This window comes from Streptomyces sp. NPDC051578, assembly GCF_044454045.1.
Taxonomy (GTDB): domain Bacteria; phylum Actinomycetota; class Actinomycetes; order Streptomycetales; family Streptomycetaceae; genus Streptomyces.
This window is the reverse complement of sequence record NZ_JBITDH010000003.1, coordinates 354,610-368,266: the sequence shown is the minus strand read 5'-3', so window position 1 is coordinate 368,266 and position 13,657 is coordinate 354,610. Positions and strand designations below refer to the sequence as shown.

Here is a 13,657-nt window from a genome sequence, read left to right as displayed (position 1 = left end):
CCTCACCCCGCCGCCGGAGCGGCGGGGTGAGGGGCCCGTGGGTCAGGGCGTGCCGAGGGTCAGTCGTTGACGCAGACGGCGCCGCCCGCCGGGTTCAGCGCACCGATGACGTTGATCGAGTTGCCGCAGATGTTGATCGGGACGTGGATCGGGATCTGGACCACGTTGCCGGAGAGCACTCCCGGCGAACCGACGGCGATGCCCTCCGCATTGGCGTCGGCCGAGGCCGCCGAGGCTCCGCCCACCACCAGTGCACCGGCGGCAAGGGCCATGGCGACACTCTTCAGAACACGCGACACGAGGTGTCTCCTTCAGATGCATCCAGCGACCCGCGAGGTGCGCGTCGCACGGTCCGGTTCAGGTCCGCACTCCTTCATTCGTCTGCTGCCGGGTCCCGGCTTTACTCCTGGAGCCGCTTTCCCGCGAAGGGATGAGCCCGACCGGCGCAGCCTCGGACACGCGTCCGGATCCTCCCGCCACGGATGGCGGTGTGCGCCACAGCGGTCCGGGCGGCTGTGTGGACGTGCCCCATGGGCGCCGCCCGGCGCCGCGCCTAGTGTGTGCAGCCATGACGAGCACACATCCCGCCCCCTCCGCCGCCGGTCTGCGCGGGCGGGTGGCCCTGGTGACCGGCGGCGGCAGCGGTATCGGGCGGGCCTGCGCCCTCGCCATGGCCGCGGCCGGCGCGACCGTACACGTGGTGGACATCGCCGAGGAGGCCGCGAAGACCGTGGCGGCGTCGATCGGCGGCCGCGCGCACGCCGTGGACCTCACGGACGCCGCGGCGATCGCCACCCTGCCGCGCGCCGTGGACGTCCTGGTCAACAGTGCGGGACTCCAGCACGTCGCCCCGATCACCGAGTTCGCCCCGGAGCGCTTCGCCCTCATCCAGCAGGTCATGGTGACGGCGCCGTTCCTGCTGCTGCGTCACGTACTGCCGCACATGTACGCGGGCGGCTGGGGCCGGGTGGTCAACATCTCCAGCGTGCACGGGCTGCGCGCCAGCGCCTACAAATCGGCCTACGTGGCCGCGAAGCACGCCCTGGAAGGGCTCAGCAAGGTCGCCGCGCTGGAGGGCGCCGCGTACGGCGTCACCAGCAACTGCGTGAGTCCGGGCTACGTCCGCACCCCCCTGGTGGAAGGACAGATCCAGGACCAGGCACGGGCCCACGGGGTCAGCGCCGAGGACGTCCTGAGCGAGGTTCTGCTCGCCCGGTCCCCCGTCAAGCGGCTCATCGAACCGGAAGAGGTGGCCTCGGCGGCACTCATGCTCTGCGGGCCGCACTCGGGCTCCATCACGGGGACTTCCCTGGTCATCGACGGCGGCTGGACGGCCCGCTGACGACCCGTCCGAGCCCCGGGTGCGACGGCGACCGGCGGCGGACGACACCGTCACCGTCCCCCTCGGGGCCCGTGTGCTCCTGACCGGCCCGGCGGGCGGCCCCCCGTTCACCGGGGGCCGCCCGTGCGGCCGGTGGGGATCAGCAGATGCGCGGGAGCTGTTCGCCGATCGGCAGGTCCACCACGCGGGTGCCGCCCAGGCCCGTCCGGGCGACGACGAGGCCCGGGTGGCTGTCGACCACCTCGCCGATCACCGCCGCGCGGCGGCCCAGGGGATGCGCGCGCATCGCCTCCAGCACGGCGTCGGCGTGCTCGCGGGGCACGAAAGCGACGAGCTTGCCCTCGTTGGCCACGTACAGGGGGTCGAGGCCGAGGATCGCGCAGGCGTTGGCGACCGCGTCCGGGACGGGGACGGCGCCCTCCCTGATGACCACGCCCGTGCCCGAGGCGGCGGCGATCTCGTTCAGGGCGGCCGCCATACCGCCGCGGGTGGGGTCCCGCAGGACGTGGAGGTCCGGGGTGACCGCGAGCATGGCCTCCACCAGGCCGCCGAGCGGAGCGCAGTCGCTCTCGACGTCCACGCCGAACTCCAGGCCTTCGCGCACGCTCATGATGGCCACGCCGTGCAGTCCGATCTCGCCGCTGACGATCACCACGTCGCCCGGGACCACCCGCTGCGGACGCAGGTCGACGCCGTCCGGGATCAGCCCGATCCCGGAGGTGTTGACGTAGATGCCGTCGCCGTGGCCCGCCTCGACCACCTTCGTGTCGCCGGTCGCCACCTCCACCCCGGCCGCGCGCGCCGCGTCGCCGAGGGCCCGGGCCACCCCGGCCACCACCGACATCTCGACGCCCTCTTCGAGGATGAAGCCGCAGGACAGGTAGGCGGCGCGGGCTCCGCTCATCGCCAGGTCGTTGACGGTGCCGTTGACGGCGAGGTCGCCGATGCTGCCGCCGGGGAAGAACAGCGGGCGCACGACGTAGGAGTCGGTGGAGAAGGCGAGTCTGACCCCGCCGAGCGAGAGCGCGGCGGAGTCGCCGAGCTGGGCCAGCGCCTCGCCCCCGAAGGCGGGCGCGAAGAGGTGCTGGACGAGTTCGGCGGAGAGCGCCCCGCCGCCGCCGTGCCCCATCACCACACGGGGGCGGTCGCGCAGTGGGGCCGGGCAGGTCCAGCCGGTGACGTCCAGTGCGGTGGCCGACTGCGCGGGCAGAGCACTTTCGGGCCGAGCGCTTTCGGGCAGTGTCGTGTCAGGCAACGGGGCTCGCCTCCAGCGGTGCGGTGCTCTCGTGCGGGGCCGCCGGCGCGGGGGGCGCCGTACGGGCCGGGGTGAGTTCGAGGCGCCGGTAGAGGTAGTACGCGGCGCAGGCGCCCTCGCTGGAGACCATGGTGGCCCCGAGCGGGGTGCGCGGCGTACAGGTGGTGCCGAAGGCCTCGCACTCGTGCGGTTTGATGAGGCCCTGGAGAACCTCGCCGCTGCGGCACTCGGCCGGCTCCCGGGTGGTGATGCCGGTGACCGCGAAGCGGTGCTCGGCGTCGAACTCCCGGTAGCGCTCGGACAGCCGCCAGCCGCTGTCGGGGATGACGCCGATGCCGCGCCAGGCCCGGTCGGTGACCTCGAAGACGTCCTCCAGCATGGCGAGCGCGGCGGGGTTGCCCTCCGGGCGCACGGCGCGCGCGTAGGCGTTGTCCACGGTGTGCTCGCCGCGTTCCAGCTGCCGGACGGCGCGTCGTACGCCTTCCAGGATGTCGAGCGGTTCGAAGCCCGTGACCACGATCGGCACCCGGTGCCGGGCGGCCAGTTCGGGGTACTCCCCCATGCCCATCACGCTGCACACGTGCCCGGCCGCGAGGAAGCCCTGGACCCGGCAGCTCGGCGAGCGCATGATCGCCTCGATCGCCGGGGGCACCCGGACGTGGGAGACCAGCAGGCTGAAGTTGGGGATGCCGAGCCGCTTCGCCTGGTACACGGTCATCGCGTTCGGCGGCGCGGTGGTCTCGAAGCCGATGCCGAAGAAGACGACCTCGCGCCCCGGGTTCTGCCGCGCGACCTTCAAGGCGTCGAGCGGGGAGTAGACGACCCGTACGTCACCGCCCTCGCTGCGGACCTGGAACAGGTCACGGCCCGTCCCGGGGACGCGGAGCATGTCGCCGAAGGAGCAGAAGATCACATCGGGGCGGGAGGCGATCTCCAGCGCCTTGTCGATGACCTCCAGGGGCGTCACGCACACCGGACAGCCCGGGCCGTGGATCAACTCGACCTGGTCGGGCAGGAGTTGGTCGATGCCGTGCCGGATGATGGTGTGGGTCTGGCCGCCGCAGACCTCCATCAGCGCCCATGGCCGGGTGACCGTGGCATGGATGTCGTCCAGGAGCCTGCGGGCGAGGTCGGGGTCCTGGAACTCTTCGATGTACTTCACTGCCGCGCCTCCTGCGCTACGTGCCCTGCGGCCGGGCCCTCGGGCCGGCCCCCGTCCCCGGCCCCTTCATCGGCCGGGGCGGCTTCCTCGAAGGGCCAGGGGGCTCCGCCCGCCTGCGCCGCCTGCTCCCAGGGGTCGCCGAACTCCTCCTGGAGCATTCCGAGCTCGCTGAACAGCTCCAGCGTCTGGCGGGCGGATTCCTCGTCCAGGCGCTGGAGGGCGAAGCCGACGTGGACGATGGCGTACTCGCCCACCTGGAGGTCCGGCAGGTACTCCAGGCACACCTCCTTGACCACGCCCCCGAAGTCGACGGTGGCCATGCGGGTGCCGTTCTCCTCCGCGATCTCAAGCACTCTGCCGGGTACCGCCAGGCACATGGGCTTCTCCTCGCTGTGGGTGTTCCGTGGTGGTGTGGCGGGCCGCGGCCACCATGAGCTGGCCGAGCGCGAGCCCCCCGTCGCCCGGCGGGACCAGGCGGTGGCGCAGTACGGTGAAGCCCTTCTCGCGCAGCCTTGCGGTGCAGGCCGAGGCCAGCAGGGTGTTGCCGAAGACCCCTCCGGTGAGGGCGACGGTGTCCAGGCCGTGGCGATCGCGCGCCGCCGCGCAGACCGTGGTGACGAGGGAGGCGACCGAGGTGTGGAAGCGGGCGGCGATCAGCGGCGGTTCGGTGCCCGCCCGCAGGTCGGCGACGGCGGCCCGCAGGACGGAGGCCGGATCGGCGACGAGCGGGGCGTCCCCGGCGGGCTGCCCCGGCCTCAGGGTGAACGCGTATCCGGGTTCCGCCCCGGAGGCGGTCAGCGCCGCGGCCTCCAGCTCGATCGCGGCCTGGGCCTCGTAGCCCGTGCGGTGGCAGATGCCCGCCAGCGAGGACACGGCGTCGAAGAGCCGGCCCATGCTCGAGGTGGGGGCACAGTTCAGGTCGCGGCTCAACTGGACCCGCAGCAGCCGCATCTCGTCCGCCGGGCAGGCTTCGACGCACGGCAGGTCGCGGGTCCAGTCGATGCCCGCGGCGCGCAGGTGGGAGAGTGCCATGCGGTACGGGCGCCGTACGGCGGTGTCACCGCCGGGCAGCGGTACGTAGGACAGGTGCGCGAAGCGCGTGTAGCCGGCGTAGTCGGCGAGGAGGAACTCGCCGCCCCACACGGCGCCGTCGTCGCCGTAGCCGGTGCCGTCGAACGCCACACCGATGACTTGCCGGTCTCCGGTCAGGCCGTGTTCGGCCATCGCGGAGGCGACGTGTGCGTGGTGGTGCTGGACGCGGAGCAGCGGCCGGGACCCCGCGTTGCGGGCCGCCCATCGTCCGGAGCGGTAGCCGGGGTGCCGGTCGGCGGCGAGCAGGTCGGGGGTAACCCCGGTGATGGACCCGAGTTGTCCGGCCGCGCGCTCGAAGGCGTACTGCGTGGCGAGGTCGTCCATGTCCCCGATGTGGGCGGACGGCCAGGCCCGGCGCCCTTCACCGAGGCAGAAGGTGTTCTTGAGGTCTCCGCCGACGGCCAGCGTCGCCGGTACCGGCACGGGGAGGGTGAGGGGCAGCGGCGCGTAGCCGCGCGAGCGCCGCAGGACGAGCGGTTCGCCGTCGCAGAACCGGACCACCGAGTCGTCGCAGGGCACGTGGATGGGGCGGTCGTGCGTGAGCCAGGCGTCGGCCAGCGCGCCGAGCCGCTCCAGGGCCTCGGCGTCGTCGGTGACGATGGGCTCGCCCGACAGGTTGCCGCTGGTCATGACGAGCAGGCGGGGCCCGGGAGGGTCGCCGGGCAGGCCGAGCAGCAGGTGGTGCAGGGGCGTGTACGGGAGCATCACGCCGAGGTCGGGGCTGCCCGGGGCGACGCCTTCGGCGACAGCAGGGCCGCCGGCGGACGCGGGCCGGCGGCGCAGCAGCACGACGGGGCGCTGGGGCCCGGTGAGCAGGGCGCGCTCCTCGGGGCCGGCCGCGACGAGGTCGCCGAGGTCGCCGAGGTCGCGGACCATGAGGGCGAACGGCTTGTTGCCGCGGCCCTTGCGCAGGCGCAGGGTGGCGACGGCCGCTTCGTCGGAGGCGTCGCAGGCGAGGTGGTAGCCGCCGAGGCCCTTGACGGCGAGGACCGCGCCGTCGGCCAGGAGCCGGCGGGCCGCGGTGACCGGGTCCGTGTCCGGCACCTCGCGCGGCGGTGTCCCGGCCAGCAGCCGCAGTTGCGGTCCGCAGGCGGGGCAGGCCACGGGCTGGGCGTGGAAGCGGCGGTCGGCGGGGTCGGCGTACTCGCGGGCGCAGTCCGGGCACATCGGGAAGGGCGCCATGGTGGTGTGGGCCCGGTCGTACGGCAGTCCGGTGACGATGGTGAAGCGGGGGCCGCAGTGGGTGCAGGTGATGAAGGGGTGGCGGTGGCGCCGGTCGGCGGGGTCGCCCAGCTCGGCGAGGCAGTCGGCGCAGGTGGCGACGTCCGGGGAGACGAGCGTACGGGCGGGTCCTCCGCTCCTTGAGGCGATGATGGTGAAACCCGCGCCGCCCGCCAGGGGCACCTCGCAGTGGTCGACGGCGTCGATGAGCGCGAGGGGCGGGGCGTCGCTCGCGAGCCGGTCGCAGAACTCGGTGACCGCCGCCCGGGCGCCTTCGACCTCCGCGACCACGCCGTCGGGGGTGTTGGTGACGTGCCCGGCCAGGCCGAGCGCGGTGGCGCGGCCGTAGACGTACGGGCGGAAGCCGACGCCCTGGACCACGCCCCGCACCGTGACCCGGCGGCGTTCGACGGCCTCCATCAGCGGGTCCGCACCACGGGAGGGTGCGCGTGGCCGTGGCCGGCGTCGTGGTGGTGGCCGTGCCCGGGGTCGTCGTGGTGGTGGTCGTGCCCGGCGTCGTGACCGTGGCCGTGGTGGTGCCCGTGGTCCTGGGCGGCCATCACGGGTGTGTGCGCCGGATCGCCGTCGGCGACGGCGAGCGCCCGCCCCAGCAGGGTGCCGAGGCCCTCACCCGTGCGGGCGGAGGTGAGCACCACCTCCACACCGGGGTTGACCTGCTGGACGTTGGCCCGGAAGGCGGCCTCGTCGAACCCGACGGCCCCGGCGATGTCGGTCTTGGTGATCACCACGAGTTGGGCGAGCCCGAAGGCGGTGGGGTACTTGAGCGGCTTGTCCTCGCCCTCGGTGACGGAGGCCAGGACGACCCTCAGGGACTCCCCGAGGTCGTAGGAGGCCGGGCACACCAGGTTGCCGACGTTCTCCACGAAGAGCAGCCGGGTGTCCTGCGGCAGCCACCCGTCCAGGTGCCGGCCCAGCATCGCGGCCTCCAGGTGGCACAGCCCGTCGGTGAGGACCTGCTTCACGGGGACGCCGGAACGGCCCAGGCGCCGTGCGTCGTTCTCGGTGGCGAGGTCGGCGGTGAGGGCGGCGACGCTCACGCCGCGCTCGCGGGCGAGGCCCAGCTCGCGCTCCAGCAGGGCCGTCTTCCCGCTGCCGGGGCTGGAGAGCAGGTTGACGACGGTCGTGCCGCGCGCGGTGAGTCCGACGCGCAGGGTCTGCGCGGCCGCCCCGTTCTTGGCCAGTACCGCTTGTTGCAGGTCGACCACTCGGCACATGGTTCAGCGCTCCTCGGGGATCGGTTGGCGGGTGTGCGCGGGGGCGGGGACCGCGGCGCCTTGCGGTTCGTCGTCCCAGGTGACGTCGAGGATCCGCAGCTCGCGTCCCGAGACCAGTTCGGTTCCGGTGGCGCTGCCGCAGGCGGGGCAGCACAGGTCGGGGGGCATGCCGACGGCCCACTCCCCCGTACAGGAGGTGCAGCGGGCGCGGGCCGCGACCGCTTCGGCGGTGAGGGCGGCGCCTTCCAGCGCCGTCCCGGCGCAGGCCAGTTCGAAGCAGAAGGCGAGGGCGTCGGGGACCACTCCGGCCAGTTCTCCCACCTGGAGCCGGACGGCGCTCACCGTGTGCGCGCCGGCGGCCGCGGCCGCTTCCTCCACCTGGTTCACCACGGCCATGGCGATCGACATCTCGTGCATCGGGCTCCGTTCTGCCGGGCCCCATTAGAGCGGCACGGCGGCTGCGGAGCGGTCGGGCACGCCGTCGCCCGCCCGCCCCGTACGCCATTCGGGCGCCGGGGCGGGCGGGCGACGCGTCACGTGCCGCGGACGCGCGTGGCCCGCGTGCCGCGGATGCGCGCCTCTCACATGCTGCGGATGCGCAGGTAGCGTTTGAGGTCGGGGGCGATCTGCACGGCCACCGCCAGCAGGGCGGCGAGGCTCACGCCGCAGAGGACGGCCTTCTTCATCGCATTGTCTCCTCGGTTCGGGCCGGCTCCGCGGCCGGATCGTGTTGCACGAGTTCCAGGAGCATCCGGACGGCCTCCGGCACCGCCGCGGCCACCGGATCGCTCAGGCCGATGCCCTCCTCGACGGTCTCCGGTTCGCAGCCGACGACGAGCGTGCGGCGGGGCGGGGTGCCGCCCGTGCCGGCGCACAGGGTGTCCAGCAGGGCCAGCACCGCGTCCGGGGACATGTGGTGTCCGTCCAGGACGGCGCCGCCCGTGATCCCGCCCGGTCCTTCGACCTCGATCAGGTAGAGCGTGCCGGGTACGCCGCCGCGCGCGGTGGCGTCGACCAGGACGAGGGTGTCGTAGCCGTCGAGGACCTGGTAGGCGAGGTGGACGCCGCGGACGCCGAAGTCCACCGCTTCCACGTGCCCGGGCAGCGGGTGCGCGGCCAGTGCGCGCACCGTCTCGACGCCGAACCCGTCGTCGCCGAGGAACACGTTGCCGATCCCGGCGATCAGCGTCCCGCCCCTCACCGCTCCTCCAGGGGTGCGGCGGCGTCCAGGGGTTCGACTTCGTCGGGCTGGAAGTACAGGAACCGGCCCTGCTCGCGCCGGATGTCGGCGCCGGGGTCCCCTTCGACGGTGACGGCGAGGTGCACGCCGCCGTCGACGTCGTGCAGGAGGGCTTCCACCTGGGCGGCGCGGCCGCGGACGAACAGGTCCTGGGCGTCGGTACGCCGCAGACCCGGCCGCAGCAGGACGCGGCTGCCCACGCCCACCGGGACCCCGTCGACGAGGACGTGGTCGGGGGTCGGCCCGGCGGTGTCCCCGTGCGCCGGGTCCCACCACGGGGTGTCGGGCTTGAACACCGCCTGCCCGTCGAGGCCTCCCAGGCCGGTGGGGGTGTCCGGCGGCACACCGGGGTCGGTGATCTCCCGCAGGGCCCGCACCGCGCCGTGCAGGCGTTCGAGGACTTCCGGCGGCATGGATTCGGCGAGGTCGATCACGGCTGCGGCGCGGGGGTCCGTACCGCGCGCCTCCCGCTTCTCCTGCTCGGTCAACGCCGCGGTGCGCAGCGCGAGGATCTCGTCGATCTCGGTGGCGTCGTACATCGCGCCGATGCTCTCGGGGGCGATGCCGGGGTGGTCCTCCAGGATGATCGGGGAGGACAGGACCACGTCGGCGCGGCCGGGCTCCGTCGCGAGGACGGGCCAGGTGTGGCGGTTGACGCAGGTGGCGGTGGCGCCCTTGGCCCACTCGGGCGGGTCGGTCATCGACAGGAACCGGCCCGAGTCGAGCCCGAGCAGGAGGTGGGCGGCGACGAGGGAACGGGAGAGGGCCGCGTCGCGGCCGGTGCCCGCTTCCCCGGGCTGCCAGCCGCTGGTGTTCTCCACGACCGCGGTGAGCTTGAACGCCCGGTAGGCGCAGTCGAGTCCGCCCGCGCGCAGGCGCAGGACGCCGCTGATCGCCTCGGTCCGCCGCACCAGGCGGCCGACGGTCCGGCCGTCGGCGTCGAGGACGGGTTCGCTCTCCTCACCGGCGGGGCGGGTGAACGGCAGGCTCACACCGTCGCCCTCCAGCTCCGAAACGGCGACGGTGAGCTCGACGCGTTCCTCGGTGCCCTCGTCCCAGGGGACCAGGACGCGGTCGGCCAGGTGCAGTTCCCCGACGTCCGTGAACGTGCCGTCGGAGGACCTCCGTTGCACGGTGCGCCGCTGGGCGTGCAGGAACCGGAGTTCGACGGAGAGGGCGGCGTCCCCCTTGGGTTCCATCAGCAGCTCGGTCTGCTGGAGGCAGTGCTCGCCCTGCTCGGGCGCCCAGGCCGGGGGCACCAGTACGCCGAACTGCCAGCGCAGCCGGTTCTTGGCGGCCGAGGCCCGGTAGGGGTAGAGCACGTACCCCTCGAAGAGGACGGCGTCGGCCACTTGGCGGGCGGTCTCGAAACGTGCGTCGAGGGCGGCGGTGGTCGTCATGGCGCCGTCCTCTCGCCGGCTCGGGGCAGCAGTCCCGCGCGCAGCCGCTCGGGCGGGGAGGACGGGCGGGGACGGGAGGCCGAGGCGGCTGCCCCGGCCTCGGCGAGCAGGGCGCGTACGGTCGCCTCCCAGGAGGCGAGCGCGTGCCGGGAGCGGTAGGCGAGCAGTTCGTCCATGGCGTCGCGGGGCAGCCGCAGCCAGCCGCAGCCGGGGAAGTGCTGCTCGATCATCTCCTGCCACACCCGCACCGGCATCCGGTACGCCGCTTCGCGGTCCCAGGGGACGGGCTCGACGTGGAAGCCGCCGGCCCCGGTGAAGGCGGTGCCGGAGAACAGCATGAGCAGGGGTGCCTCGCCGTCGTCCAGGGCGGTGAAGTAGCGGGTCGCGGCGATGTCCATGTCGTAGGTGCAGGGCACGGCCATGTCCACCTCGGTGGAGCCGGTGAAGCTCGGCACCATCAGCGTCACCTGGGCGAACTGCACGGGCTGGAGGGTGCTGCCCCAGCGGGCGCGCTCGCCGAACAGGTCGGCCAGGCCCTCGGCCTCCGCCTGCCCGTAGCCCCGGCGGGCCGGTTCGATCCGGATCTGGCAGCGCAGGGCCAGCGCGTGCACCCGGGTGTTGCCGGAGGCGGTGACGGCCAGCCGGAAGACGAGCGTGGGACCGGCGGCGTACGGGTCCGCGCGCACGCCGGTGCAGGTGAAGCCGAACTCCGTCACGGCGCGGCCTCCCCCGCCGGGACCTTGGCACGGCGCTCGACGCCGTCGAAGAAGGAGTCGAGCGCGGCGCGGGCCTCGGCGCCGCCGTCGAAGCCCTGCCACAGCAGGCGCATGCGCCCCACCAGTTCGTAGCAGATGTCGATCGGGACGAGGTAGCAGTCCGTGCGCCCCTCGCGGCGGCGCAGCAGCAGCGCCTCCACGTCCGGTCGCAGCAGTGCGGCCAGGGCGCTGTCGCCGAGCGCCGCCTGCCAAGTAGCGGGGTCGAGTTCGCTCTCGGTGGCTCCGGCGGGGCTCGGGTAGAGCGCGACGAGCCGGTCCAGTGCCGCGTTGCGGAAGAAGAACGCGACGCCGACGGGGATCTGGAGCAGTTCCCAGGCCCCGTCGTCGAGTCGGTGGCCGGGGTCGTGGAGGTAGCGGTCGGGCACGGCGCGGTAGCGGCCGGTGGCGGCGCCCGGCCGGTCGAACAGCAGGGCGCAGGCGGTGCAGGCGCACACCAGCGCCCGCTTCTCGGTCTCGACCAGGTGGCGGTGGCCGTCCTCGGCCACGGCCGCCCCGCACAGTTCGCAGCTCTGCGGCCGGGGTTCCCGGGGCAGGGCGAACCGGCGCAGGCCCGACGGCCCCGCCGTCCGCGCGGACGGCGGGGCCCAGGCGCGGGGCGCGCTCACGGCACCCGGACCGGGGCCTGCGGGCGGGTGCCGATCTGGAGCAGCGGCTGCGGCGGCGCCCCGGCCGGCTCCAGTTCGACGGTGGTCACCTCGGGCGCGAAGGAGGCCAGCGCGGCCTCGGCGGCCTGCCGTACGGCGTCCCCGGTGCTGCCGCAGCCGCAGCCGCCGCCCGCGGTGGCCCGCAGGCGCACTGTGCCCGAAGCCTCCTCGAAGCCGAGGAGTTCCACCGGCTCGCCCAGGGTGTCCAGGGCCCGGGCGATCCTCGTACGCACGTCCTCGGGATGCAGGTCGTGCAGGGCCAGCAGGCTGGAGACGAGTTCGTCGTCCAGCAGCGGGGCGAGGGCGGCGGCGTCCAGCCGGGAGGTGATCCGGGCGAGCCCGCAGCCGTAGAAGTCCATCAGGACGCGCACCAGTTCCTCGGCGGCGGCGCAGACGTCCCGGTCGCCGGTGTCCGCCAGCCGGCCGAGGACCTCCTCGACGCGGCGGCCCGTCTGGAGGGAGTCGGCGGGGGCGCTCATCCGCCCAGTCCGCTCAGGCCGGTGGGCACGTGCATCTGCTTGACGGTCTGGCCGTTGCCGACGTACATGTGGACGCCGCAGGGCAGGCAGGGGTCGAAGCTGCGCACGGCGCGCATGATGTCGATGCCCTTGAAGTTCTCCGGGGTGTTCTCCTCGAAGATCGGCGTGTTCTGCACGGCGTCCTCGTAGGGTCCCGGTGTGCCGAAGGTGTCGCGGGTGCTGGCGTTCCAGGGGGTCGGCGGGTAGGGGTGGTAGTTGGCGATCTTGCCGTCGCGGATCACCATGTGGTGGGAGAGGACGCCCCGTACGGCCTCGGTGAAACCGACCCCGATGGACTCGTCGGGGACTTCGAACTTCTCCCAGGTCTGGGTGCGGCCGGCGCGGACCTCCTCCAGGCCCATCTCGGCGCAGTGCAGGGCGATGGCGGCGGCGTAGGCCTGGAAGTACGTGCGGGCGCGGTTGCGCTCCAGCGCGTTGCTCCACTTGGGGATCTTCCACTCGAAGGTGGTCTCCGGCTTGGTCATCGTCCGGGGCAGGTTGATGACCACGCTGTGGCCGGTGGCCTTGACGTAGCCGACGTCGACGAGCCCGGACAGGGCCGTGGACCACAGGCGGGCGATGGGGCCGCCGCCGGTGTCGAGGGCCAGGTGGTCCTTGCCGTCGAACCAGCGCGGTGACATCACCCAGCTGTACTTGCCGTCGAAGTCGCGCTTCTGGGGGGCGGGGATGGTGTGCTGGTTCCAGGGGTGGCGGGGGTCGACCGGGTTGCCGAGCGGGTCGCGGGTGACGAACTGCTCCTGGCCGGCCCAGTCGTCGTAGTACGAGCTGCCCAGCAGGATGCGGATGCCGAGGTTGATCTCGGTGAGGTCGTTGGTGACGAGTTTGCCGTCCACGATCACGCCGGGGGTGACGAACATCTTCCGGCCCCAGTCGGACATGTTGGCGTACGTGAAGTCGCAGTACTCGGGGTCGTTGAGGGCGCCCCAGCAGCCGAGCAGGACCCGGCGCCGGCCGACCTCCTCGTAGCCGGGCAGGGCCTCGTAGAAGAAGTCGAAGAGGTCGTCGTGGAGCGGGACGACGCGCTTCATGAACTCGACGTACCTCATGAGGCGGCTCATGTAGTCCGTGAAGAGCTGGACCGAGGCGATGGTGCCGACGCCGCCCGGGTAGAGGGTGGAGGGGTGTACGTGGCGGCCCTCCATCAGGCAGAACATCTCGCGCGTGTAGCGGCTGACCTGGAGGGCCTCGCGGTAGAACTCGCCCTCGATGGGGTTGAGGGAGCGCATGATGTCGGCGATGGTGCGGTAGCCGTGGTCGCCGGCGTGCGGGGCCTCGGTGCGCTCGGCCAGTTCCAGGACGCCGGGGTTGGTCTCGCGGACCATCTTCTCGCAGTAGTCGACCCCGACCAGGTTCTCCTGGAAGATGTTGTGGTCGAACATGTACTCCGCCGACTCACCGAGGTTGATGATCCACTCGGCGAGGTGGGGCGGCTTCACCCCGTAGGCCATGTTCTGCGTGTAGACGGAACAGGTGGCGTGGTTGTCGCCGCAGATCCCGCAGATGCGGCTGGTGATGAAGTGTGCGTCGCGGGGGTCCTTGCCACGCATGAAGACGCTGTAGCCGCGGAAGACCGACGAGGTGCTGTAGCACTCCGCCACGCGCTTCTGCTTGAAGTCGATCTTCGTGTGGATTCCGAGACTGCCCACGATCCGGGTGATCGGATCCCAGGCCATCTCCACCAAGCCGTCGCCGGACGCCTTCGTCTTCGGTGCCATCGTCTGTGCCGTGACCCTTCTTCGGAGCGGGCTCTG

The 13,657-nt window shown here is 73.2% G+C and carries 15 protein-coding genes; 1 reads left to right on the top strand and 14 read right to left on the bottom strand.

The window, feature by feature from the left end; genetic code table 11:
* Window positions 1-59: 59 nt before the first annotated feature.
* On the bottom strand, window positions 60-299 hold the full coding sequence (locus tag ACIA6C_RS17770) for a chaplin (RefSeq protein WP_399276814.1): 240 nt from the start codon (window positions 297-299) through the stop codon (window positions 60-62).
* Between the two features lie 269 nt (window positions 300-568).
* Here ACIA6C_RS17770 and ACIA6C_RS17765 point away from each other — a divergent pair, with 269 nt between their 5' ends.
* Window positions 569-1,342, top strand: a complete 774-nt coding sequence (locus tag ACIA6C_RS17765; RefSeq protein WP_399276812.1) for a 3-hydroxybutyrate dehydrogenase — start codon at window positions 569-571, stop codon at window positions 1,340-1,342.
* 139 nt (window positions 1,343-1,481) lie between these two features.
* On the opposite strand, the gene hypE is transcribed toward ACIA6C_RS17765, so the two are convergent.
* The 13 genes from hypE to ACIA6C_RS17700 form a co-directional block, all read right to left on the bottom strand.
* Complete coding sequence (gene hypE, locus ACIA6C_RS17760; RefSeq protein ID WP_399276810.1) at window positions 1,482-2,597, bottom strand: hydrogenase expression/formation protein HypE; 1,116 nt, start codon at window positions 2,595-2,597, stop codon at window positions 1,482-1,484.
* Window positions 2,590-3,759 carry a hydrogenase formation protein HypD gene (gene hypD / locus ACIA6C_RS17755; protein WP_399276808.1) on the bottom strand — a complete coding sequence of 390 codons (1,170 nt, stop codon included), beginning with the start codon at window positions 3,757-3,759 and terminating at the stop codon, window positions 2,590-2,592. The genes hypE and hypD overlap by 8 nt, the downstream gene beginning before the upstream one ends.
* Window positions 3,756-4,136 carry a HypC/HybG/HupF family hydrogenase formation chaperone gene (locus tag ACIA6C_RS17750; RefSeq protein ID WP_399276806.1) on the bottom strand — a complete coding sequence of 127 codons (381 nt, stop codon included), beginning with the start codon at window positions 4,134-4,136 and terminating at the stop codon, window positions 3,756-3,758. The genes hypD and ACIA6C_RS17750 overlap by 4 nt, the downstream gene beginning before the upstream one ends.
* A complete protein-coding gene (hypF, locus tag ACIA6C_RS17745; protein WP_399276804.1) occupies window positions 4,105-6,492 on the bottom strand; it encodes a carbamoyltransferase HypF in 2,388 nt (795 codons plus the stop codon). Before hypF ends, ACIA6C_RS17750 begins: the two co-directional genes overlap by 32 nt.
* Window positions 6,492-7,307, bottom strand: coding sequence for a hydrogenase nickel incorporation protein HypB (gene hypB / locus ACIA6C_RS17740; protein ID WP_399276802.1), 816 nt, complete (start codon window positions 7,305-7,307; stop codon window positions 6,492-6,494). Before hypB ends, hypF begins: the two co-directional genes overlap by 1 nt.
* A gap of 3 nt (window positions 7,308-7,310) precedes the next feature.
* On the bottom strand, window positions 7,311-7,724 hold the full coding sequence (locus tag ACIA6C_RS17735; RefSeq protein ID WP_399276801.1) for a hydrogenase maturation nickel metallochaperone HypA: 414 nt from the start codon (window positions 7,722-7,724) through the stop codon (window positions 7,311-7,313).
* A gap of 164 nt (window positions 7,725-7,888) precedes the next feature.
* Window positions 7,889-7,993: a DUF6893 family small protein gene (locus ACIA6C_RS17730; RefSeq protein ID WP_399276798.1), complete on the bottom strand. Its 105-nt coding sequence runs from the start codon at window positions 7,991-7,993 to the stop codon at window positions 7,889-7,891.
* Window positions 7,990-8,508, bottom strand: a complete 519-nt coding sequence (locus ACIA6C_RS17725; RefSeq protein WP_399276796.1) for a hydrogenase maturation protease — start codon at window positions 8,506-8,508, stop codon at window positions 7,990-7,992. The genes ACIA6C_RS17730 and ACIA6C_RS17725 overlap by 4 nt, the downstream gene beginning before the upstream one ends.
* Window positions 8,505-9,947 carry a hypothetical protein gene (locus ACIA6C_RS17720; protein ID WP_399276794.1) on the bottom strand — a complete coding sequence of 481 codons (1,443 nt, stop codon included), beginning with the start codon at window positions 9,945-9,947 and terminating at the stop codon, window positions 8,505-8,507. The genes ACIA6C_RS17725 and ACIA6C_RS17720 overlap by 4 nt, the downstream gene beginning before the upstream one ends.
* The gene (locus ACIA6C_RS17715) at window positions 9,944-10,663 is read right to left on the bottom strand and encodes a DUF6084 family protein (protein ID WP_399276792.1); all 720 of its coding nucleotides are present in this window, start codon (window positions 10,661-10,663) and stop codon (window positions 9,944-9,946) included. Before ACIA6C_RS17715 ends, ACIA6C_RS17720 begins: the two co-directional genes overlap by 4 nt.
* The gene (locus ACIA6C_RS17710) at window positions 10,660-11,328 is read right to left on the bottom strand and encodes a DUF5947 family protein (protein WP_361126403.1); all 669 of its coding nucleotides are present in this window, start codon (window positions 11,326-11,328) and stop codon (window positions 10,660-10,662) included. Before ACIA6C_RS17710 ends, ACIA6C_RS17715 begins: the two co-directional genes overlap by 4 nt.
* The gene (locus tag ACIA6C_RS17705) at window positions 11,325-11,846 is read right to left on the bottom strand and encodes a hypothetical protein (protein ID WP_399276789.1); all 522 of its coding nucleotides are present in this window, start codon (window positions 11,844-11,846) and stop codon (window positions 11,325-11,327) included. The genes ACIA6C_RS17710 and ACIA6C_RS17705 overlap by 4 nt, the downstream gene beginning before the upstream one ends.
* Window positions 11,843-13,621, bottom strand: coding sequence for a nickel-dependent hydrogenase large subunit (locus tag ACIA6C_RS17700; RefSeq protein ID WP_399276787.1), 1,779 nt, complete (start codon window positions 13,619-13,621; stop codon window positions 11,843-11,845). The genes ACIA6C_RS17705 and ACIA6C_RS17700 overlap by 4 nt, the downstream gene beginning before the upstream one ends.
* Window positions 13,622-13,657 lie beyond the last annotated feature (36 nt).